Origin of the sequence: Myroides oncorhynchi (assembly GCF_020905415.1) — a bacterium.
GTDB classification, from domain to species: domain Bacteria; phylum Bacteroidota; class Bacteroidia; order Flavobacteriales; family Flavobacteriaceae; genus Flavobacterium; species Flavobacterium oncorhynchi_A.
Genome location: NZ_JAJJMP010000001.1, coordinates 3,382,313 through 3,407,133, shown reverse-complemented (window position 1 = coordinate 3,407,133; position 24,821 = coordinate 3,382,313). Strand labels below are relative to the sequence as shown.

General features: G+C 32.0%; 16 protein-coding genes and 1 other RNA gene. 5 read left to right on the top strand and 12 right to left on the bottom strand.

The window, feature by feature from the left end; genetic code table 11:
• Positions 1–44: 44 nt before the first annotated feature.
• Positions 45–632 (bottom strand): peptide deformylase, encoded by a 588-nt coding sequence (gene def / locus LNQ81_RS14715; protein WP_229948010.1) that lies wholly within the window; start codon positions 630–632, stop codon positions 45–47.
• Between the two features lie 145 nt (positions 633–777).
• Here def and LNQ81_RS14710 point away from each other — a divergent pair, with 145 nt between their 5' ends.
• Positions 778–3,048: an FUSC family protein gene (locus tag LNQ81_RS14710; RefSeq protein WP_229948009.1), complete on the top strand. Its 2,271-nt coding sequence runs from the start codon at positions 778–780 to the stop codon at positions 3,046–3,048.
• Positions 3,049–3,109: 61 nt separating this feature from the next.
• Here the strand turns inward: LNQ81_RS14710 and LNQ81_RS14705 are convergent, their stop codons facing one another.
• Both LNQ81_RS14705 and LNQ81_RS14700 read right to left on the bottom strand, forming a co-directional pair.
• Positions 3,110–4,318, bottom strand: a complete 1,209-nt coding sequence (locus LNQ81_RS14705; RefSeq protein WP_229948008.1) for an NAD(P)-dependent oxidoreductase — start codon at positions 4,316–4,318, stop codon at positions 3,110–3,112.
• 329 nt (positions 4,319–4,647) lie between these two features.
• The gene (locus LNQ81_RS14700) at positions 4,648–5,775 is read right to left on the bottom strand and encodes an FAD-dependent monooxygenase (protein WP_229948006.1); all 1,128 of its coding nucleotides are present in this window, start codon (positions 5,773–5,775) and stop codon (positions 4,648–4,650) included.
• Between the two features lie 161 nt (positions 5,776–5,936).
• Between LNQ81_RS14700 and LNQ81_RS14695 the strand changes: the two genes are divergently transcribed.
• Complete coding sequence (locus LNQ81_RS14695; RefSeq protein WP_229948003.1) at positions 5,937–6,509, top strand: hypothetical protein; 573 nt, start codon at positions 5,937–5,939, stop codon at positions 6,507–6,509.
• 157 nt (positions 6,510–6,666) lie between these two features.
• Here the strand turns inward: LNQ81_RS14695 and LNQ81_RS14690 are convergent, their stop codons facing one another.
• Genes LNQ81_RS14690 through LNQ81_RS14670 form a run of 5 tightly spaced genes read right to left on the bottom strand, consistent with a single transcriptional unit; the run spans position 6,667 to position 11,508 of the window.
• Positions 6,667–7,299: a response regulator transcription factor gene (locus LNQ81_RS14690; protein ID WP_229948000.1), complete on the bottom strand. Its 633-nt coding sequence runs from the start codon at positions 7,297–7,299 to the stop codon at positions 6,667–6,669.
• Between the two features lie 2 nt (positions 7,300–7,301).
• Positions 7,302–9,596: an ATP-binding protein gene (locus tag LNQ81_RS14685; protein WP_418887954.1), complete on the bottom strand. Its 2,295-nt coding sequence runs from the start codon at positions 9,594–9,596 to the stop codon at positions 7,302–7,304.
• A complete protein-coding gene (locus LNQ81_RS14680; protein ID WP_229947996.1) occupies positions 9,580–10,170 on the bottom strand; it encodes a hypothetical protein in 591 nt (196 codons plus the stop codon). The genes LNQ81_RS14685 and LNQ81_RS14680 overlap by 17 nt, the downstream gene beginning before the upstream one ends.
• Positions 10,171–10,214: 44 nt before the next feature.
• On the bottom strand, positions 10,215–10,976 hold the full coding sequence (locus tag LNQ81_RS14675) for a hypothetical protein (RefSeq protein WP_229947994.1): 762 nt from the start codon (positions 10,974–10,976) through the stop codon (positions 10,215–10,217).
• Between the two features lie 16 nt (positions 10,977–10,992).
• Positions 10,993–11,508 (bottom strand): hypothetical protein, encoded by a 516-nt coding sequence (locus LNQ81_RS14670; protein WP_229947992.1) that lies wholly within the window; start codon positions 11,506–11,508, stop codon positions 10,993–10,995.
• A 291-nt stretch (positions 11,509–11,799) separates the two neighbouring features.
• Here LNQ81_RS14670 and LNQ81_RS14665 point away from each other — a divergent pair, with 291 nt between their 5' ends.
• Positions 11,800–13,359: an IS1182 family transposase gene (locus tag LNQ81_RS14665; RefSeq protein WP_229947990.1), complete on the top strand. Its 1,560-nt coding sequence runs from the start codon at positions 11,800–11,802 to the stop codon at positions 13,357–13,359.
• 164 nt (positions 13,360–13,523) lie between these two features.
• On the opposite strand, the gene LNQ81_RS14660 is transcribed toward LNQ81_RS14665, so the two are convergent.
• Both LNQ81_RS14660 and LNQ81_RS14655 read right to left on the bottom strand, forming a co-directional pair.
• Positions 13,524–14,984 carry a hypothetical protein gene (locus LNQ81_RS14660; RefSeq protein WP_229947988.1) on the bottom strand — a complete coding sequence of 487 codons (1,461 nt, stop codon included), beginning with the start codon at positions 14,982–14,984 and terminating at the stop codon, positions 13,524–13,526.
• A gap of 1,013 nt (positions 14,985–15,997) precedes the next feature.
• Positions 15,998–16,477, bottom strand: coding sequence for a GNAT family N-acetyltransferase (locus LNQ81_RS14655; RefSeq protein ID WP_229947986.1), 480 nt, complete (start codon positions 16,475–16,477; stop codon positions 15,998–16,000).
• Between the two features lie 238 nt (positions 16,478–16,715).
• Here LNQ81_RS14655 and LNQ81_RS14650 point away from each other — a divergent pair, with 238 nt between their 5' ends.
• The gene (locus LNQ81_RS14650; protein WP_229947984.1) at positions 16,716–17,843 is read left to right on the top strand and encodes a hypothetical protein; all 1,128 of its coding nucleotides are present in this window, start codon (positions 16,716–16,718) and stop codon (positions 17,841–17,843) included.
• Positions 17,844–17,969: 126 nt separating this feature from the next.
• Positions 17,970–18,367, top strand: a transfer-messenger RNA (tmRNA) gene (gene ssrA, locus LNQ81_RS14645).
• A 242-nt stretch (positions 18,368–18,609) separates the two neighbouring features.
• Here the strand turns inward: ssrA and LNQ81_RS14640 are convergent.
• Entirely contained in the window at positions 18,610–22,644 is a 4,035-nt protein-coding gene (locus LNQ81_RS14640; RefSeq protein ID WP_229947982.1) for a GspE family protein, read from the bottom strand.
• 41 nt (positions 22,645–22,685) lie between these two features.
• Complete coding sequence (locus LNQ81_RS14635) at positions 22,686–24,821, bottom strand: DEAD/DEAH box helicase (RefSeq protein WP_229947980.1); 2,136 nt, start codon at positions 24,819–24,821, stop codon at positions 22,686–22,688.

The window sequence follows — 24,821 nt, the reverse complement described above, 5'->3', positions numbered from 1 at the left end:
TAAGAGTCGCAAATATCTTAAATAGTTATTAATAATCAATTTATTTATCTACCTTTTTTCTTACTTAATTTCATTTTGTAGTCAGTAAATATTTTTCCTTCCAAAATATTATTCAACTTCTTAGAAATCAGTTTTTTCTTTAATACGGAGATTTTGTCTGTAAATAGCACTCCTTCAATATGATCATACTCATGTTGAATAACTCGTGCAGCAAGACCATCAAATTCTTCTATATGTTTAACGAAATCTTCGTCATAATATTCTATCTGAATCTTTGATTTTCTCTTAACTGGTTCGTGTATTTCAGGAATACTTAAACATCCCTCATTGAACGCCCATTCTTCGCCTTCTTCTTTTAAGATTTTAGCATTGATAAATGTCTTTTTAAACGAAGTCAAAAAAGCTATTTCTTCTTCTGTATTTCCATCCATTTCTGCAAAAGGTGCAGTATCTACAACAAATAATCTAATAGGTAATCCTACTTGTGGCGCTGCTAATCCTACTCCATAAGCACCATACATTGTTTCATACATATTAGCTATAAGCTCTTTTAAGTTAGGATAATCTTTAGTAATGTCTTCTCCTACTTTGCGTAAAACAGCATCACCGTATCCAACTATTGATAATATCATGTCTTCTTATTTTATTCTAAAGGTGCAAAAATACTCAAAAATAAATGAATAAATAACACTCCAAATTATTTTTGATGTCTTATTTGTATTATATTGCTAAGTAAAAAGTGCTATTTTTTAATTAAAATCAAAGATTCTATCACCCATGCTAGGAAAAGCTAGAAAATTCACAGATAATACTCATCTTGCAGATTCTTTAAAAATAACTATATCTGCTGTTGTACCCTTCTTAGTATTAATGCCTTATGCTGCCTTTGATTGGGCTTTTGCAGCTGCTATTGGAGCAATGTTAACTGCTCCAGTAGATATTCCCAGTAATAAGAAAGATAAAATCATTGGACTATTAGTAGGTGCATTTACTGTACCTGCTGTTATTTTCACATTATCTATTACTGATGGTAGTTGGTATTTCTACCCTATTTTTGTTTTTATCTTCTTTTCTTTAAGTATGATTTCTGTTTATGGACATAGAGCTAATATGCTTTCATTTACAGGATTATTAGCGGGTAGTTTAGGACTTGCCCACAGTTATGAAGGAAAAGATCTCTTGATTCACTGTCTAATGCTCTTACTAGGGGGGCTGTTTTATTTAGTTGTTTCATTAGTTTTTAACTTAATTAGACCTAAGAGATATGTAGTTTTACAAACTTCTGAATGTATGGAGTTGACTGCTGAATACTTAAAACACAGAGGGCAATTATGGGATATTGATGCTGATGTGCAAAAAATAACAGAAGACCAGCTTAATATTCAAGTTAACTTAAATGAAGTCCACGAAAACCTACGCGATTATCTAGTTAGAAATAAAGCTAATACTGGAAACTCTTCTAATAATCGTAGATTATTAGTTGCTTTTTCTACGCTTGTTGAAATACATGAAGTAGCTGTATCTACTTCTTTCGAACACAGCAAACTACATGATTTATTTAAAAGTAACCCTGAGATCATTAAAGCCTATCAAAAATTAGCTTTTCACTTTGCAGATACAATAGATCACATAGCATATACCATAAACTTAAGTAGCAAGTATAAACCTAAGTATAACTTATCACAAGAATTAGCTGACATACAATTACTATTAGATAAGTTCGTCAAAGAAGGAGAGTCTAGCAATATGGTAGAAGCTGTTGTGATGTTCTCTAATGTATTACACTATGCAGAGAATCAGATTGACAAAATACATACTCTTGAAAAAACACTTACTGAAAAAGCTTTTGTAGCAGATGTAGAAGAGCGCTTTAAAGATTTAGAGAAGTTCCTAACACCTGTTCACTATAGATTTGAGACATTAAAAGAGAACTTAAACTTTACTTCTACAATATTTAGACATGCTTTAAGATTAACACTAACTATTCTTGTTGGTTTAATTGTAAGTAAGTTTTTTGGATTGTTAAATGGGTATTGGATATTACTAACTATAGTAGTAATTATGAGACCGGGATTTGGATTGACTAAACAACGCTCTTTTGAACGTGTTATAGGCACCATAGTAGGCGGTTTATTAGCTATAGGATTATTATATATTATCCCTAATGCTACTGTCATTGCTTATATTACAGTATTAACCATGATTATTGGTTATTGGTTTTCTCATACAGATTATAAAGTAGGAGTTACTTTCATCACGATGTATGTAGTGCTAATATACGGACTACTTACACCTAACTTTATGGACGTAATGATTTATAGAATCATTGATACCATTATTGGGGCATTACTAGCTTTTGGAGCAAATTATCTTCTATGGCCTTCATGGGAATTCTTAAATCTAAATACACATTTAAAGAAATCAATAGAGGCAAATAAAGAATATGTAAAGGAAATCACCCTATACTATAATGAAAAAGGAGAAGTAACACTACCGTATAAATTAGCTAGAAAATATGCTTTTATTGAGATAGGAAACTTAATGGCTTCCTTCCAAAGAATGATTCAAGAACCGAAATCTAAACAGAAATATAGAACAGAACTATATGAACTAGCAGTGCTTAATCATACGTTTCTATCTACTGCTGCTTCAATCGGTATCTACGTTCAATCTCATACAACGACCAAGGCTTCTGAAGCTTTTAATGTTGTAATGGATTATACCATTGGCAATTTAAAGCAAACTATCGCTTTGTTAGAAGATTATAATAATGAAAATATAACAATCATAGAACGCTCTGAGAACTTTAATCTTAGTATCTCTTACCTTAAAGGTATACGTGAATATGAATTAAAGAAGACATACTCTGATGACAAGCAAATCCAAGATTTAATGGAAGAATCAGTTCTAGTTATAGAACAACTTATTTGGTTATCAAGCTTGTCTGAGAAGATATTTAAAATCACTGCTAGCATAGCGACAATGAAACATAAGGAAGAAACCGAATTATCAATGCTAAGCTCATTAAGAAAGAAAATTATACCTTAATAAGACTAAAAGAAAAGGGATGCACAGTGGGCATCCCTTTTCTTTTTATAGATTCTAGTCATTATTCTTTTCCTTCTACGAAGTCTTGTAGATATTCGAATTTATCTGTTAACTTTCCGCCCTTAGTAATTGTAGATCTTTCTAATACTTTATCCTTATCTCCATTAAAAAATGCGGGTAATATCTGCTCTACGAAGATTTCTCCGAAGCCTTCACTTGCATCTTTTGGCAACTCACAAGGCAAGTTATCTATAGCCATAACTGTTATCGCTGCTGGATGATCAAACTCTACTTCTGTCCCTTTACCAGGGTGATAACCAAAGAATGGTTCTGCTATAGTTGATGTTTTTAAAGTACTGGCTATAGGTCCGTGATCTACATCACATGAAATATCGCCAACTACCTTAATTTGATTCTTAGGTGAATTAAGCATTTCCTTAGTGACAATAACAGGTGATCCTTTCTTAAAGAAATGTCCTGTTATTAAAATGTCAGCTACTTCTGAGAATCGTTCAAAGTTACTTTCATACAAATCAGGGTTGTCATAAAAATCCTGTTTGCTTGCAGTTGTTCCATCTATTCTCTTATAGTAGTCCTCTACCCCTATTTGAGTATAAACAGGTCTATCGTATTTCTGCGTTAAAAAGTGTTCTATAGATACCTTTTTAACTTTCATTCCATCTAAAATCTCCATTGCTCCATTAGCCACTTTACCGTGACCTGTAAGAACAATCTTAATAGGTGGGAAATATTGTTTCTTTAATCTGTAAATTAAATCTTCCTTGTGAAGTAAAGTTTCTGCTTTAGCTAAACTAAATAACTCATACTTTAATCCAAATCCTCTTAGTGTATTATATGCCCCTACTATTCCAGCATATCTTCCGAACCCAATAATCCTTGTGTTTTTCCCGTCTACAAATGTTTCGTGATCCATTAATGTAATGTTCTTGTCTAAGCAAGCTTTTAAAAGCTTGCGATTATGTTCTTGTTTCTTTATTGTGTGCGAAAAAAAGACATAAGTTTTATTTGGTATAAGATTATCAACAGGGATTTCCTTCACTCCTAATAAGACATCACAATCATTCAAATCTGATGAAAGTTCTAATCCAAGAGCTGTGTAATTGTCATCAGGAAAAACTCTAATATCAGAAGGCTCTATTTTGATACTTAGCTCCTTGTGATTATTTAAAGCATTTTTAACCTGCTTCGGACAAAGCACAACTCTCCTATCAGGAGGTGTTTTCCTCTCTTTAATAATTCCTAATTTCATAATTTATTTATTGGTTAATAAACAGTTTTGTTTGTTTGGTTTTTTCTTGGTATTCCAAATATAGAATTATTTCGGAGTTACACAACTATTCAATAAATAAAAACTTCGATTAGCATAAGAGATTATTCTTTTAGAAAAGATTCATATTTGAAAACTGAATCTTTTAGTAATATCCAACTAATCTTAATGCTTAGGCAATTGGTGCCCGTTCTGAGAAGTATCCTTGCTAAAAATAGCCTCTGGAGCTAGAGTTGTTCACGGATAGTGCACTGATTTAGCACTTATAAGCTAGAGTGGAAGATATGCCATACTATATAATTTAACAACCTCTACACCTTCTGCAACTCAAACATAGCTACTAACTGTTTCTTCTTTAATGAGGTAGGAAGCATCTTAAACACTGTATTTCTCATACCTGCTAAGAGTGGATTGCTAAATTGAGCTACTTTCCCTAGTTTCCAACTTTCACAGACTATCATATGCGCTTTAGAACGTCTAATAGCAGTAAACTTAGCTAAAGATTCCTCTAGTGAGTAACGCTCTAGAAGCTTGCTAATCACATACACATCTTCTATGGCTTGACAAGCTCCTTGGCCTAAGTTAGGCGTAGATGCGTGCGCAGCATCACCTATTAAAGCTACTTTATCTTTATACCATTCATCTAATAAGGGTAAATCATATATCTTATCCCTGAATATACTAGTGCTAGGTGTATCAAATATCATCTTTCTAACCATAGGATCACAGCCTGAAAGATAACTATCTAATGGATCACCTTCTTGATAGATAGATTCATTCACTAGATAATACCAATAGACTACATGCTCTTCTAGCTTGACAAAACCAAATCGCTTACCTCTTCCCCATCCCTCTAAAGCGACATGTTCATACTTCTGAGGTAACTCAAAGTCAAGTACCCCACGCCAACAAACTTGTTTAGCGTCTCTTAATGGTTTCTCTCCAAAGATATGCTGACGTACTTGTGAACGCAAACCATCAGCCCCTATAATAAACTTATGAGTAGCTTTTGAGCCATTTTTAAAGGCAAGTTGATATAATCCTTCACTATTACGTGTAATCTCTTCTAATCGCTTATCTAAGAGGATATCAGCAGTCTCTAACTCTCCAAGTAACACTTGGTGCAATTGACTTCTGTGTATAGCTACATTAGCGAGCTTATACTGTTGTTCGAATGGCGTCAAATCTGTATGGTCTAATACATTTAGACTAAAATCTGTCAGTAGCACATTAGAGATACGAGTTCCTTTATCACTAAGTTTATCAGCCACACCTAGATGTCGATACACCTGCATAGCATTATTAGCTATCGCTATCCCAGCACCAACAGGCTTTATCTCTTTAGTGGCTTCGTATATCACAAAGGGAATATCTGCCCTCTTTAAGGCAATAGCCATCGTTAATCCGGCAATTCCCCCTCCTATTATTGCTACTTCCATATCTACAAAATTACTCTTTATACTATATTGTTTTACAAATCATATCAGCTAATATTGCCTTAGAATCAGCGTTAGTCAAATATCCCTATTTACAGCGAATAAATCTAACCTTCAATGCACTACTTTTGCTTCAGAAACATTCACAATCTATAAAAACGAATATGAGAAAATTAGGTCTTAGTTTATTGTTATTACTTATTACACAAATAAGCAGTTGGGCACAAGAAGGCAACATTCAGATACAAGTAAAGCAAAATGGTGTAGTCGTTCCTAACCAAGATGATGTAGTTCATCTTAAGAGTAATGAATTCACTTTTGAAGTAACTTCTACTAATATAGAGAGTTTCCTTATAGGAGCTACATTTGATAAAGACTTGTATCGCTCAGCCATAGGAGAAGCTGACTTAGAAGTGCCTTGGTTTGAAAGTACTGCTTTTGCAGACGAAATGTTTAACCCTAACAAAGAGTTGATTATATCTGATGAATCTCCTAGTTATTGGTACTATACTAGTGTCAACGACCATCGCTTTGATAAGAACCCTAAAGGAAATGCTAATAAATGGGTAGGTAATAGAACGATCAAGGTACTTAATAATTTATCAAGTTATGAGCATATCCCATTAACCAAATTTAAAGACAATGTATATGTGTATATCTACTCACCTGTCTATGATGATGAGTATAATCTTATAGAAGTTTCCATTTTGTATACTGTCGAATTAAGATTTAATTGAAAAAGAAAACCGCTTATTACTTAAAAGACCACATTTGTTAATGAATGTGGTCTTTTTTTTTGAATATGTGTTATAGATGTTGATTGTGGATAAGGTTTTGAGGCTTCGCACAGTCGGGTTATACAAGTACATCATCTAATTACCATAAACACAATTCCTAATTCCTTTGGATAAGATTATACTCTATCGCCATTTTAATAGCAGTACTCAAATTAGAAGTTTGGAACTTCTCGATTAAGTTTTTGCGATGACTCTCTACCGTATGATGACTAATAAATAGCTTTTCGGCTATTTGATTAGTAGTTAACCCAGAAGCAGCTTCTATTAAGATTTCTTTCTCACGGCGCGTTAATTTAGGGATTTGCTTTAAGCCTACTTCCTCTTTTTTATCCAAGACTATTTTAGACTGTGAACAAAGGTATTTTTCTCCTGCAAATACAGTCTTAATTCCTGAGATAATCTCTTCTACAGAAGCATTCTTCTGAATATACCCCTTCGCTCCTTCTGCTAAGCTACTATTGATAACAGCATATTCGTTGTGTACACTCAGCATGATAATTTCTACCACAGGAAACTTCTCTTTCAGAGGTTTGATTAGTTCTACTGTATTGATATCTACTAGATTAATATCTAATAGAATGATGTCTATATCTACAGTAGATAGCCCGTGTAGCAGACTCTCCTTATCTTTAAAGCAAGCGACTACTTCTATTTCTGATTGATACCCTAATATATTTTTTAATCCTTCTAATAACAAAGGATGATCGTCTGTAATGGCTACTTTTATCATAATTACTTTTTAGGAAATTTAAATTCCACACTTGTTCCTATATTTTCTTCTGAGTGTACAGCTAGTGTCCCTTTCATAAACTGTATACGCGATTGTATATTGTGAAAGCCTGCTGACTTCTTTAAGTCTAATTTATTAATATCAAAACCTCTTCCGTCATCTTCTACTGTGACAATAATCTCATGTTCTTCTTCTACTAACTGAATAATAATTTGAGAGGCAGCAGCGTGCTTTATAGCGTTGTTTACTAACTCCTGTATAATGCGATAAACTAATAGTTGTTGCTCCTGAGATAGAGAATTCGTATAGCTCAAAAATTCGATATGAATATCTAATGTCTCATTAGACATTCGGATTCCAAATTCGTCTAAAGCTTCTTTTAAACCATAGTTAACCAATAAATCAGGCATTAGGTTATGTGCTACTTTACGAAGCTCTGCTACTGCCCCATCGATTTGATTGATTGATTTGTCAAGCCCTATTTTAGCCTGACCTTCTACTTTATCATTTAACTGTGTAAGGTGTAATTTGGTACCTGATAACAGACCACCTAAACCATCGTGTAAATCACGGGCAAGACGTCCTCTCTCCTGCTCTTGCCCTTGTAAAAGAGCAGTTAGTGTAGATATTTTAGAGTTTTGTTTCTCTTGTTCGATAGCTAAGTTATGTAGCGTATCTCTCTGCTTCATCGTCTTTAAACGTTGTCTATAGGCATATAACAATAAAAGAACTACTAAAATAAAGAATATCATAGAGGCAACGTAGAAAGTATTGAGCTTATCCTTATAAGCTACAATACTCTTATAAGTCAATAAATCCTTATTCTTCTGTTCTGTTTCTAATTGGAATAAGCGCAGTTGTTGTATATTCTTTTGCACCTCCAATTCAGAGAATTTAAGCTTATTGCGGTGATTCTCTTCTGTCAATTTTAGATTGCTCAACAGCTGTTCTCTTTGCTGAGCTAAAGCACTCATCAGTTGAATCTTTTGTGTGTTTTGATCCGATTGAAACTGAAGTTTGATTAACTTCTGTTGCTGTCTTTCTTTATCAAACTCAGCTTCTAATTTCTTTACAATCTGTAGTTTATCTTGATTATAAAGCTTTTTAAACAGAGTCAAATACTCTTGTTGATAGTAAAAAGCTTCTTTATAATTCCCTTGCTCTACATAAATCTCTACTAAGGATTCGTAAATATTCAATTCTATATTGTGATCAACAATACTTGACTTTTGAATAGCCTGTTGCGCTTCTAATAAATATAATATAGCCGCATCACTATCACCATTAGCTAAATGAATGGTAGAAATAATACCATACGAGGAAGCAATATGATCTGCTTGATCTATTTTCAGGGCAATTTGATTCGCTTTTTTAGCGTATTCTAAAGCTTTCGCACGGTAACTATCCGGGAAAGAATATAGATATAAACTCGCTAAATTATTATTGGCAAAAGATAAATCAGATAAATTATACATTACCTCTTTATTCTGATTAAAGATATCTATAGATTGCATGAAATATCGCTCCGCCAAATCTCTATAATTAATATCTGAAGAATGACTCTCATATAGACGATTATACAGATTCCCCATTTGCATAAAAGTGGTAAACTTTACTTGAGGATCTGACTGTGATAATGCATAGTTAAGTGCTGTTTTAGTATACTTCTCATGTGACTCTTTCTCTCCTAACTGCCCATAAATAATACCTAACTCACTATTAGCAAATGCCTTTCTCTTATTCAATGTTGGTGAACTACTAGCAACTTCATAAAGCTTAATAGCTGATATAATACTGTGTACAGCCTTATCCTGCTTACCATCTCTACTGTATAGCCACCCCTCGCAATAAGCTACATACCCCTTAGTCTCGGTATCGTTTAACTTTAGGCTATACTGTTTGGCTAATTCAAGACTTTTCAGTGCACCCGAATTATTCTCTCTAATACGCCTATTTACAGCTTCAATACAATATAATATACTTACACTATTATAATCTGCTTTTTTTAAGGCTGTATTGAGATTTTGAGTGAATACCTGCTCAGCTTTATCATATTGTTTATTCGCATAAAGAGCAGAGATATAAGACACTACTACAGTACTCTGAACTGTACCAGTACTTACTTCTGCTTTATACTTTTGTTCCCAACTTTCTAAAGATTGGGCAAGCATAGGCTCTATGGCAGTAGCCAATAACACAAGTGTCAAAAGAGAAACTCTCTTCATGCTCAACTTTAAATGTGATAAGGTATATAAAGATTTCTTCAAAAAATACAAGATATTAGGTATTACGCTCAATACAAATATATTTATTCTGTTTCTTATTGAAATAAATATCTATAAAAGGCTCATATTGTAGCCCTATTTGATATTTAAACTCTAAGCTTTCATCCCATTGCATCGGAGTATCTTCTTCTGGCCAAATCATAGCCCAACCTCCTGCATATCCATATATTCCCTCATTATGATACATCGGATGACTCTGTATCCATAAGTCTATATAATTGTCATTATAGATTGATTGTAAATCAGATAGATCATCACTATTACAGTCATTATATTTAACCCACTGTTGAACTTCAGCATCTCCAAAATGCATCAAATGCTCGAAGTTTGGGTATACTTGTTGATTTTTAGTTGTTAGAGCTGTGTATTTTTTTAAATCTATTGATTGGATATCAATGGGTTCAAACGAGAATATTTCATCTTTCTCTATTAAAGCCATCCATTGATTCAAACATTTGGCTATAAAGCTTATACTGTCTTCTTCATTGACATAAGCGACTTGCTCATCACCTGGTATTGCTTTTACAAAAAGGCGTGATTCTCTAATCAAAATCTGCGCTTTCTCTTTTAATTGTTCTAAGTTCATTTATTATTACTTTAGCACTACATCTAATTGTCTTAGTTTTCCTATTAGGTATATTCTAAGCAAATCACCACTTTATTTATAGTTTGGTCATAGAATAAGAATAACATATCAGCAGCACTCTGTTGAAAGTCATAGCCTTCTATCGTAGCAATGTGAGGCAGTACTTCTCCATTGTGATAAGGCTTTTCTATTATATTCTCTCCACCGTATTTGCAATCTTCTAAGGAAAGTCCTTCTATATTTAGCTCTTCGAAAATACCATGCATCTTCTGTTCTAAACGCTCTACTAAATAATCTGAGTGTTTACCATTATCCATATCTTCTACTGTAAGTTGACGCAATCTTTCTAAACTACGGATATCTTCTACGTGTAAGCCTGGGCGGTCATAGTCCTTATCACATAGCTTACCATACTTTTGATAATATGCCTTTCGCAGTTGATACACTGTCTCATTCTTGTTGTACTCTATCTCTAATGCTGAGTATTTCTTTTGATAATCCTCAGTCGTTATTACAGTACTTACTGAAAAGAAGTTCCAATCTGCGTCAAACTTATACTTCCCATCAATCACATCAAATCCAAACATATCTGCTTTAGTAAATGTGGTGTGATAGTCTGTTGTATCTTCTCCTACACAACCGTCATAAATCTCCTTGACAGACACAATGTGTAACCATTGATCTTTAGTAGGATCAATCAGTTTTAGATTAAAAGAACAGATAGGCAAGAAATACTTCTTATGGTTTTCGATATCGTTATAGAATACATCTTCGTATTCAGGGAATAATTTTATTAATAGATTCATAGTTTTTGTTTTAATGCTAAATCTTCGCAAAGAAGTCAAACTTTTTATTTGCAATTAACTTAGGTTCTTGATTCGGATGTTCTTCATATACTTCTACATGGACTACTTTCACATGAGCTGGTATCTTATACTCTTTTTCCTGACTGTAGTTATACCCTGCTATAGAAGCTCCTTCTTTACCAGGTATATGCTTAATGCTTACATAGTATTTAAGTGTTATACCATTGCCAAACTGTTCTCCTTGTTCAAAGCGTATCTTAGATACTTTTCTAATTTGACCTCCTCTTGAACTAATATTCCCTTGTATCCGAAATCGCAACACTTTATCCTCTTTAGAAACTAAAGAAACAGCAGCTACAAATCTCTCCGTAACCTCCTGATAAGTGGTATAAGTATGTTGTTTTCCTGTTTCAGGCACTTCTCTAGTCATGAGCTTAGGCTCTGACATGACAGCACTTACTTGAAGCTTATCAGCATTGGTTTTACAACCCAATAAAGCGAACAAAGAAGCTAAAAGCATAAGGTATTTCATTACTACATTTTTAAACATATTCACAGGTTAAAAGTAATCTTTTTACCCTATAATCATCTCACTGATAATAGTGGTTTTCTTATTTAATGTTGCCTTTATTCTGGGGTTAAATGATACTATGATAATCAGGTATCTCTATTATACGTTTTTTCAATCTGAAACTATCTATTTCAACTGGGGCTGTCTCATAAAGACAGCCTCTTTTTTAGTCACATTTAGTATATTCACACTCTTATTATTTGTTTATTTAGTTGATTATCAGTATTTTTAAGTTGATAAATCAATGTGTTTATGGCAAAACAATCCCCTAGATTTAAATACTACGCTCAGAATCAAATGAGCTTAATTCCTCATTCCTTAGATGATTTTATCCCTAAGTTACATCCTGTACGTATTATTAATACAGTAATAGATAAGTTAGACTTAGAAAGCTTATATGATAGCTACTCTAAATGTGGTGGTATCAGTTATCATCCAAAGATGTTACTAAAGGTTCTAATTTATGGTTACCTAAACAATGTGTACAGTAGTCGCAAGCTTGAGCAAGCCTGTTTAGAGAATGTTCATTATATGTGGTTAAGTGGTATGTCCTACCCAGACCACAATACAATTAATCGTTTTCGCTCTTCAAAACTTAAGGATTATATAGAGCAAATCTTTACTCAGGTTGTTGAGTTATTCATAGCGGAAGGTTTTATTAGTATTGAAGAGGCTTATATTGATGGAACTAAAATCGAGGCCAATGCTAATAAATTCACCTTTGTTTGGAAGAAAGCTATTTCAAATTATAAAGAAAAGATGGTTCAGCAGATTCTAGAAATATGGGGTTATGCAGACTCTATTGCCAGACAAGAAAGTGAACTTCCACCACCCCCAGACTTTAAGAAAATAGATGCAGAGACTATTACTCAAGCCATTGACACATTAAATGCAGCGTTAAAAGACAATCCAGATGTTGACCAGAAAGTAAAGAACAAACTTAAGTATATCAGCAAAGAGTACCCTACAAAAATTCAAGAGTACCAAGAGCATGAAGCTATACTAGAAGATCGCAATTCTTATTCTAAAACAGATAAGGATGCTACTTTTATGCGTATGAAGGAAGATCATATGAATAGTGGTTTTCTAAAAGCAGGCTACAATGTTCAAATATCAACCAACAATCAATATATCCTTGCCTATAGTATACATTCAAACCCAACTGATACAACTACATTAATACCTCACTTAGAAAAATTCAAAGAGAATTATGGCGAATATCCAAAGTCTGTTATAGCAGACGCAGGGTATGGTAGTCAAGAAAATTACACCTATTTAGAGGATCAACAAATTAAAGCTTTTGTGAAGTATAATACTTTTGAGCAAGAGCAAGAACAAGTAGAAAAAAAAACCAGGAAGAATGCTAAGCAAAGTACAAAGCCTTTTGCAACAGATAAATTATTTTACCAACACAAAGGTGATTATTTTGTATGTCCTATGGGACAAGAAATGCACTATATTGGAGATACAACAAAAGCTACAACTACAGGCTTTATCCAAACATTAAGGCAATATCAAGCTAAAAATTGTCAAGGTTGTCCTTTAAATGGTGTATGCCATAAAGCAAAAGGCAATCGGACTATAGAAATAAACTTTGAATTACAACGACACCGAAAAAAAGCAAGTAAATTACTCACTACAAAAGAAGGTGTTGACAAGCGTACACAAAGGTGTCACGATGTAGAAACAGTTTTCGGAAACATTAAACAGAACCATGGGTTCCGCCGATTTATGCTTCGTGGTAAGGAAAAAGTCGCAATAGAATGGGGATTATTGGCAATTGCACAAAATATTAGAAAGAGAGCTGCCTAAAAAGGCTCTTTTAGTTCCTTTTTTCTTTAATATCCTTTTTCAATCCTCTGAGGTTTGCATATTTTAAGAAAATCCTCTAAAAACAATATCTAAAATATCAGAACAAAGAGAGCTGTCTCTTTTTGCAATGAGACAGCCCCAACTGACTATTCTCTATCTCTTCATTACTCTAAATACTCTTTACCTGTATAAATATCAATATAATAACTAACTAGTCTGCCTTCAAGTATTACTTGAACTGATCCATCATAACTAATATATTTATAGGCCCTCATGCCTACGTCTTCTTTTTTGTCATTGTTATAGAGTACATAATTTCCTTCTTTTCCTTTCTGTAAAGCATAGATGCCTTTAGCAGTATCCAAAGCTAGTATAGAAGTGTACTCAGGCTCTATACTCCATAGCTGTCCTTTTCTATCCCATACGCCATACATACTATCTCCTTCTTTACCTTTTACATTTACAAGATACAGTTCATTACTATCAGCATAGTACTTCACTGAAGTAACCTTCTGATGAGGTAAAATCATTTCTTTAGAAGGCCAGACAAGCCTCCCTATTTGATCTGCTACCTTAAAACTATCCAAATCAAGATGTTCTACCACCTGACCATTTATATCTAGATAAAGCCAATCATAAGCCCAAATATCGTGATCATTATTAAAAACACCCAACAAGAAATAAGGAGAATTAGCAATAGAATATACTAAAGACGTTCGCTTAATAAAGTCTATTTGTGCAGGGGTAGCCTCTTTAATAGCCTTGGGAAAAACCTTATCATACTGTGGAAAGACATAAACATCATTTGTTTTCGTATCCACTAAAAGCTTAGGTACCTCAGGTGCATAACGCTCTTTATTAATTTCGTTTAATACAATACGCTCACTTCCGAATTGAATTGTAAGTGTTTCACTCCCTTTCAACTCTTTGTGAACAGCATTCTTTTGATTCAATTCATATATTGAAAAATTCGTACCTGAAGCCTTTATAAAGCGCTTATTGCCTAACAGTTCCGTAATATGGCGTTCTACTCGATGCAAGCGACCTTTCTTAATTTGGTAGATACATTCATTCCAAAAAATATGATGCTCATCCACCGAGGTCATGTTCAAATAATAAGTATCATATAAGTATGGAAAGTCTTTCTCAAGTAAGACCTGCTTTGTTTCTAGCACACCTATCTCTACTTGATGATAAGTCTGTTCTTTCTTAATAGCACCTCCTAAGATATTCCATTCCCAATTCCATATTGGCATCTTCTTCTCATATTCCCTCTCCTTTTTATAAAAAGTCAATCCATTCTCCACCTCTAAAGAGATTATCTTATCTGTAAAATTAACTATAGTCTTACCCTTACTATCAATCACCCCATACTCTCCTTGATCATTTATAACCACAGCAAAACCTGTACTTGTATACAAAGAAGCACTTTTATATCGCTGACTATTAATAGGCTTTAAATTACTCTTATCTACATATATGAAGTCATTTTGTTTCGTTAAGAATGGAACAGAACTGCCCACATCCACTTTTAACGGTTCTAAAGATAAGTTATCACTTTTAACCTGTGTACAAGCTGTCACAGAGGTCAACATCAGAAGGTTTGTTAACAGAGCTACTCTCATTCTTTTCATTTTTGCATTCGATAAGTAACAATATTAAAGAGATAAGTGAAGGGAGTCAATCCCTATTAGTAGGGATGTTTAGAGTAGTTAGATTATGACAATGTAAATGAAGAAATTATCTATAAAGTATTACCACACAGTAATCACAACGGTAGGAGTGATTCTCCTGAGCTTCCTAAATAACTAATATCGCCTCAAGAGCCTACTATGACAGTGATACTTAATAGAGCAAAACTAAAGCCTCCTACTGTTACCTCTACTGGATAGCCCTCAGGACTACTTGCTCCTCCACCCCATTTATATTTCTTTTTTTGATCATAACTAGCCTATAAGCTAGAGGTTATAATAAGAACTAAAGCTATTATACTAATAGAGAATTCCATTACACCTGCTCTTAAACTGTGCTTTATCTTTTAAACTATTCATAGCGCTTTAAGTTTTAAATATTTTAAAGCTCTAAGATTAGGCGTATGTAATCTCGGTTAAATTCATATCTTTGCAATTCCAAGTTAGTTTCTATTTCTTTAGAAATTATTGATATTAATTCGCTCTAGGATTATATATTTTCTCACTTATCCCAAGACAAATATCTTTTTACCAATTGCTATTTATGTAGTTGCTACCTTGCTTTGATTGAAAGTATATTCACAGCATCATGCATCCATAGTGACTCAAACTGAAAGTGCATAGAAATGCCTATTTTACCCTACTAATGTTTGTTCTGATTTTTTTTAAATATTGACCTCGAAGATTGGTTTAAAAAAAAAACAAATAAATACTGATATTCAGTACTATACAAAAAAAACACTCATTAAAAATTAGCTTTTCTTGCTACACCCTTTTTATTTTGTTCTCAATTCAACAGACTAGATAGTTTTATAACTTTAAAAGCCTTACATACTCTTATATAATATCTATAGTAAGAAATAAAAAATGTCAAAATGAAATAACTTTATCTGTTCTTAAATCTCACCACTTTTTCCTATTATTTTAGTCAGTTCTTACCTTATTGGTTAGACTATTTTTTTAAACATTGAATGTTGTGGGCCTTTAGGTCCCTGATATACCCTATTTGCATCTGTATATCCTGTCTTTAGATACAGATGATAAGCACCTTCATTCTCAAAGTTTACTCCAAAGACGATTTCATTGATTGTCGGGTGGTTCGCTTTGACATATTCAGGTAATAAAAGTAGCATAGACTTAGCGATACCTTTTCCTTGATGCTGTGGCATAATAGACAAGGCACGAAGCAAGATAGACTGTTGGTTATCCGTATAGATAAAACGATCATCTGATCTATCTAACGAGAAGAATCCCACAGGCTCGTCATTGTATAAAACGCAATACTGAACACGTAAAGTATTCTCCAGAATAGCAGGATTAGTCAGTATATATTTAGGCACTAAGGCAAAAGTAGCTTGGCGCTCATCTAGCTCATACGAGGACAGTGCCTCAAAATAGCTTTCCTGATAGGGTTTTATAGTTACCATCGATAGATTATTTGATTGAGAGAAGCAAGTTAAACCCAAAATAAGCATTAGCCAAATACTATAAAACAATTCTACTTCATAGCTTTTTCATTAGTTCTAAAACCAAACTATAGTATACCTGTGTAACTACTTTTAGTTTATATGCCTATCACATATTTCGGGTTAAAACTATTTTTTCATTCCTCTATTGCTAGTTAAAAGAGAAAGTATTTTCTTTAGGAACAAAATCAGTCATTATATGAGAAAATATTTATCTACTACGCTATGTTTTTTCCTATGTTTCAACGCGTTTAGCCAAGAGCAATTAATGGATAGTATCATACAGAAGAATTATTCTACTTTTAGTACGCTAGTAGATAAAGAATCTTTTAAAGGACAAGGTTGGGATCTCTTGTTAAAGGAAACGAATGCAGCTAACTCAGTCGTAGTGGGAGAAATGCATTTTACAAACGAGGTACCATACTTTATCAACGCTTTAATTGGACAGGTAAAATTTGATAATTATTTTCAAGAGATAGATCCTTATTCAAATCGTATTTTAGAACAAAACATCAAATCTTTATCTCCTGATAAGTTGAATCTTTTTGTCCATGACTTTAATTCAACATTCTCTTTTTTAGAAAGAAAGAATGATTTCAAGCTATATGAGAAGATGGTTAAACAAGGGATACATACATTTGGTTTAGAGCAAGTATTTTTAGAATCAGATAGACTTCTATTATCTGACCTACAGAAAAACACAAAGAATAAGGATACATACGCTATATTAAGTGAAATGATAAAAACTTCAAAAGAACTGTCTTTAAATGAGGACATATATCTGTTTACTGAAGATTTTCTAGAGAAGAGTACTTTATTATTAAAGAGTAAACTATCTGTAGAGGAAAGAGAATACTTAGAAGCAATGAAAGTTAGTAGAGAAATATACTTAGGAGGAAATCATCATTTAAGAATACAAGTGATGAAAAACATTCTGCTAAAAGAGATTGCAAATTGGTCTAATAAGAAGAACCTATTCAAATTTGGCGCAGTTCATACTCCCAAAGGAGAAAGCCTAATGGAGATCTATGACATTGGTAATCTAGTGTCTAGTATAGAAGATGCTAATTTTAGAAACTCACTACATATTATGCTGATAGGTAAAAGTGCAGGTGAAACAGAAGAAGATCTCAAATTGTATAAATCATTTTTAGGTGTAGTGACTACTGATGAGTGGCATTGTTTTGATCTTAGACCGCTCCAAAAGGCTATTTCTACTAGTAATTTAAAAATAGAGGATCAAACATTATTGAGAATTATAAAAGGGAATGATTATCTGATCTACATCCCCCATCTAACAGAAAGTGAAAAGTTTAGTACTAAATAGTTGCTCTTAGCAATAGAAAACAAACCGCAAAGAGCAAGCTTCTCGTCAACTCTTCACAGGTATTTATTTGTAATTTGCGAAAAATGTTATACTTTTGCAATATATTACTAACGTAAGCAACCATAAGGGGTCGATCGGTATTGACAGCGAGTGGAATTAGTTAGTAAGCACGTCGAGCGTTGTTAGATTGCTCGTAAATATCATCTAACGACCTTTTTAAACGGCGAAAATAACTACGCTTTAGCTGCATAATCTGAATTATAGTAAGATTGCCTTTAGTTCCCACTAGGTGGGAGAGCTGAATTCCTCTAAAGAGCCCTGGTTTATGGCGCTTTATCCAGAGGAACCGTAAAGTAAACCTAGGAATGTTATGGTCTCGGTGACATTTCGAAACTTAAGAGGCTAAGCTTTTGGTGGCTGTTTTTTGCCAAGCCAACAGTCGAAAATCTAAGAAAAAACTAAGCGTGTAGAAAGCTTCCTGATTGCTTGTTTGGACCCGAGTTCGATTCTCGGCGACTCCACAGATAAAAAAGCCTAACTATTGATAATTAAATAGTTAGGCTTTTTTTATGTCCAAATTTGTACGCTTTTTGTACGCTTTTATTTTTCGGATCCTTTTGCATACTCCTTTCTATATTGTCTTATCTTTACTTTTTTGTCTAAAAAAGTAATGTTTTTACCGTGTTTTTTGATTAAGTATTATTAATCGAATAAGTTAAAAAAATAATTATACTGTAAAAGTGATTTTGAGAGGCTTCCCCCATTATTAAGACTCTTTATATTTATTAATATACTTCTCGTAAAGCAGTATTATAAATACATTCCAATTTTCTGTACATACTTTTAGTCTTTCATTCCAATTAGGTATAATTTCCATGTTTAGTAGGAACCATGAATCTTCTTTGTCTTTTATTGATTCAGGAAAAATGTAATCCTTAATATTTATTATTGTGTCATAAAATAGTATCTCTTCTTCATTAACATGATTTCTATCTTTATCTAAAGAAAATTTACTTATCCATTTTGCTAAAGAATTAAGTACAATTCGAAGGGATGTTTGTATCTCTAAACTTACCTTTTGAAGGTAATCTTCTAAATTAACTTGATCATTTTCTGTTAGTTCGAACTCTTCTAAAAATCTTAAATCATAAAAATGATCTGTTAATAGAGGTATTTTTTGGTATGCTTCTGTAACTTTAGTTATATCATTAAACTCTGGATATAAATTCGCCCACCCCTCAATATTTAGGTTTTCAATAATTTTTGCTTCAATCGGTTGTGAAATCAAATTAATGAAAGATAATTCTTCAAACAACTTATGTTTTATGTTGTATAATCTGACTTCATTCCATTGATTGTTTAAGCTCTTTTTGTGAATGGTTTGAATGAAATAAAAATTAGTAAACCAGAATTGTAGCATTAAATATTTTAAACTTGTATATTCAGAATTATCTATTATCTGTTGTATAATTTGGTAAGCTTCTTTATACCCCATTAATGCCCAATAAACATTTTCTCCATCAATTAAAACAATAGGTTTATAATTTGTTGTCTCATTATTAATATACTTGATTGAGAAAAAATTGAATTTTGAAACTTGTTTAAATCCGTTTATTATTTTTCCTTCGAAATCGGATTTTAGCTTTAAAATTCGTTTTTCTGATCGGGTTCCTTTACTATTATTATTCAAAAAATCTTTCCATATTGAAGCTGTAGTAAAAAGCGTATTTATTTCAATTTTTGAATGGTGTTTGTTATCAATATTACCTAAAATATTGTTGTATTGACTATTATAAGTTTGAAGTTTTTCAATTGCATTGTAAAGGTTTATTTGAGATAAACGTTCTGTATTATCATCATGTATATGCTTTTCATCAGTTTTTAATTTAGTCTTTGAGTATAATGTACCAGCTGACTGCTGGATAAAACTTTCTATATTGCTTTTAAAATCAAAGACACTTTTAAAAAGTGGTTTATATTTTGATTTGCTATTAACTAACTCTTTTCCCTCCATTTGTTTTTTGGTATTTTCTTTATTACCAAAGATCCCTAATGGATTTGTAATAGATTTTGGTTCTTTTATGCTTTCTAAACTTTCAAAAAATATATTCTGCATGATATGAATTACGGGCATATAATTCACGCTACTTTTAAACAATTTTTCAAATGAGGTATTAAAATCTTTTATTTTTGCTTTGATAATTTCTTCCCATTGGTTTAGCTGATTTTTATATTCATTCCAATCTGCTGGTCTAATAGGATATTCATATAATTCAATAATTGTGGAATTGATATTTACCCATTCTTCTAGAGGAATATTTTCAATAGATATTGTTTTGCGTGTATCATCATAATCCATAGCTAAAGTATGTAAACGATGACCATATCCTTGAGAATTAAATTGTTTTTTATCTGGAATAGCGGTTCTGATAACATCTAAAACAGATACAATGAAATCATTGGTTAACCTTTCTGTATCATTTTTTAGGATATCAATGATGAAATGCACATTTACTTCGTTGTCATCTATAGATAAGTGGATTATATCAAATTCTTTTTTTATTTGTTCAATGAAGACGTCAACATACTTTTTACGTATCGTATCCAATTCTACTGAAAAAGAATACATACCTAACATTAATTTAGATAAGCTTCTGCTATCCATCATTTTGAATGCAGATTCATACACATTTTCTTCAAATAGTAATAATTTTCCTTTTTGATTAGATATATTTTTAAGCCAGAATAAGGTTTCTCCGTAAGATTTCCATCCAAAGATACTTGAAGGTATCACTTCTGGAAAATCAAGTTTATGGATGACTTCAGTTGCTAGATTGAAGACATCTTGATTAGATGTTAATCTATGATTGATATCATTTATTTTTTCTCTGCGTTCGTCATCCACATTAAGTACATCTAGCATTATATCTTTATCATAATTGCTTTCAAACATAAAATCTGTAAACATTGCCCAAGAACTACCACAAATAGTTCTACATCTATCTATAACTTCACGATTAGTCTCAACATAATTTTTAGTTCCCTGCCAAATAAACGATTTTAAAATTGAAGCATATAAAGACCAATCACTTACATTAATTTTAATATTTAAATCAGTGATAAATTGATTAGGTTTTAGTATTTCAAGATGGAACATTTGTAATAAGAATAAATACAACTCTTTCTCATCTATCAAGGGAATAGATTTATAGACATATTCTTCTTTATATGTTATAAATTCATCAAAAAGTATTTCAACTAACTTCTGTGAACGGATTAAATGTAATCCTTGAATATATTTTCCATTCAAAGATTTCTTAACTAAATACTCATTTTCTAACTTTTCGATTATATATTGATAATCAATGCTTGAACTCAATTTAGATACATCAATCTTAGCACCTAAAGAGTCAACAAGACTAACAATTCTTAAAAACTCAATCTCAGGATTACTACTATGATAATTTTCTCTACGTAATTGCTGAACTTGTTGTTTCAACTTGTTTTCTAACGAGGTTCCCTGAGTAATGGAATACACAAATTCTAATAGTGGAGCATTATCACCAATTTGAATCCAAACCTGTTCAAAGTCTGTGAAATTTGTGATTTTATTACGCTCATTTAATTTAGAGTATATAGCTTCAGCTTCTTCCTTAGATAAGGATAAGTCTATTTCTTTATGTCCAAATTCTACTCCGATTGCCGATGCTCTGTACCAATCTTCATTTCTTATGGCTACTAAAAACCTAATATGATTTAAATGGGCAGATTCCTTTAAGATCTTAATCCAATCTATTGAATTTGGGGCTACATTAATGACAAGTATGGTTGGAATTTCTAGTTTCTTACTTATAACAGCAATAGCTTGAATTGATTGTTGAGTTATAATAGGGTCCTGCTGTATATTCAATTCGTAAGAAAGCCAATCATTGGCATAGTGACGTATATAACTATATAGTAAAGTTGTCTTTCCTTGGCCAGATGCTCCTTTTACTATGATAATGTTATGCTCTTTTAATTCATCATTTATTTTTTCAAGATACTTTTCTCTATTAACATCTAAACCCAATAAAATATGCTCATATCTTGTTAAAGTCGCATTGTAGAACTCCTTTTCTAAAAGTGTTAGATTTGTATTCTCTGTAGAAACCTTATGTAATGGTTTTAAAACCACTCCATATTGATTGTGAATATCAATCCTTTCTGATAAATATAAAGCAAAATCTTGAATCTTGTTATAAAAATCTTTCGTTGTAATAGGCTGTTGTTTCTCTGCAATAAATTGTAACCAATTCAACAGAAATCCAATAGTAGGGATAGGATCAACTTCAGGAAAATGGTTTTTTAATAGTTTTTCTATTTCTCCAGCGATTTCTTCCTCATTAATCTCTACAAATTGAGTTTTACTTTTAACTAGTTTCCATTCATCTATTGTTATATTATATTTTCTTAACGTTGACTTCTCTTTTACAGAAATAGTATCTTTATGATTTATCCAATTTTTTAATTCCTGACTTATTTCCCCATAAGAAACTAATATTGGAGTTCCGTCTGAATATTTAGATAAAAATCTCTTAATAAATGAAGTTTTTTTGACAGATAAAATATCAGATAATGTAATTGGTTTGCCTAAATTCTTTAGTTGTATTGCATATAAAAGTTGCCCCCTACTATCCAATATATCTAAATCTTCTTCTCCTTCTAATCTATATATAAAGTCTTCTGATAAAGAGGTTAAGATATAATGTAATGAATATAAGAATTGGGTTCGATAACCACGTAAAGCTGCTATTGCTGACATTAAAAGTTCTATTTTAATTATTGTAAAAAACCTCTATTTTATTAAATATTTTCCTTCAATTCTATATTATTCAAAAATTGCAATGTTTCTTCTATAGAATAATAAGCATCTACAAGCAAACTAACTTGTTGATTAATTGGTAAGTATTTCCCCCATTTACTTAAGTCAATAATACTTGGATTTTCTTCTATAACTTGCTTTAAATATGACTTAATCTCCTTCGAGTCAATATTAAACTTAGAAAATAATTTATATAAATCTTTAGCTGTTGTTAACTTTAATATTATACTGTTTTCTAAATCGTTATAGTCATTTTTAATCCCATTAAAATCGAGAAATAAGCAAATTGTTCTATTTATCTTTGACGAAGCAAAGGTGTATAGCTCAGTCTTATTTACATCGTGTTTTAGTGGTCGATCTATTTTGTAGTTTACTAGTTTATAGACAGAAAACTCATCTCTAAGTATCTTTAAAGTATCTACTGATGGTTGATCTAAATAGTCAAATTCTTGTTTACTAATCAAAATCTCTAGCATCTTCTCTTTTATGATATGACTAATATCTACAGGCCCTCCATAAAAAGTAGGCTTATCTCCTGAATTAGCAGGTTGGACTACAATCTTCTTACTATCATTTTCAATGAGTATTACTTTCCATACTCTTGAAGCTAGTAAGAATTTACTCTCTTCACTTAACATAGAATTTAAAGGGAGTTCACCAATAACAATATTTTGATGAATTACTTTATACATTTGTTCACTCTCAAAAACGCTATAAAAGTCTTTTGAATTAACAATATATTCTCCTTCAAGACTTATCAATAATTCTTGGCCTGTCTGTTCAATAATTTGTTTTTCCAATAGTGATTGTATAGTCTGTTCAATTTGAATAGCTGTAACATGCTCAAAAGAATAATTTTGTTCAAAATAGTTTATCAACTCCTTTTGAGTAATTCCATTTCTACTTTTAATTACGGAAAGTACTTGATGAACCAAAATATCAAATGGATATACAGCATTCGTTTTACTATCTATAACTCCTTGTTGATATAGCTCCCAAATAGCAAGACTTTGTAATAAAAACCAGCTATTTGTATTATACAGAACTACTTTACTTTCTTGTCCATCTTTTCTACCACTTCTTCCAATTCTTTGAACGAGTGAAGCAATATTAAATGTAGAATCAATTTGAACAACTTTATCTACTGAACCGATATCAATACCAAGTTCTAAAGTAGAGGTACAACAAATTGAAAATGGTGAATAAGTATTTGTTTTGGCAAAATTCTCAATGTATTCTCGAAGTGATTTATCGACTGAAGAATGATGAGCAAAGAAATTGGTATGTAAATTTCCTTGTTTACTGATCTTTAAAAGATAATGTGTAATTTCTTCAACCTTACCTCGACTATTAGGAAATATTAAAACCTTATTATTATATACCTCTTTAAATAAGTCTTTAATCAAATCAAGACTATAATTATTCCCACCTTTATTTTCAAAATATTTAAAAGAAACTCTTGTTGGTTTACTTGAAGAATCTTTTAACACCTTCGTATCTAATGGACGTCCACCAAATTTTTTAATCGATTCTAAATCACCTATAGTAGCTGAAAGTCCAATTAATCTGAAATTAGCATTTGCCCTTTTCTGGATTCTATATAGCAATGAATTTAATTGCACTCCTCTATTGGTACCATCAAAATAATGTATCTCATCTATTACAACATATTTTAAATTACTAAAAAGATGCGGTATCTCGTGTGATCGATTACAAAACATAGCTTCTAAAGATTCTGGGGTTATTAAAACAATTCCGTTTGGATTTTTAATAAGCTTCTTTTTTGCTGATTGACTAGCTTCTCCATGCCACTTGGTAATCACTATATCTAAATGTTCACAAAGCTCTTCAATACGCTTAAACTGATCATTAATAAGAGCAATTAAGGGAGAAATATAAAGGACTTGTACTCCACTTTCAGAAAAATCAACATCCGTTAGAATAGGCAAAAAAGCAGCTTCAGTTTTACCCGAAGCTGTTTTTGCTGATAGAATATAATTATCCGTTGTTGTCAATATCCTTTGTATTGCAGCATTTTGAATAGGACGTAGTTCAGACCAATTCTGCTCTGCAATATATTTTCTAATGGGCTCTGAAAGTAAATTGTAACTGCTCAT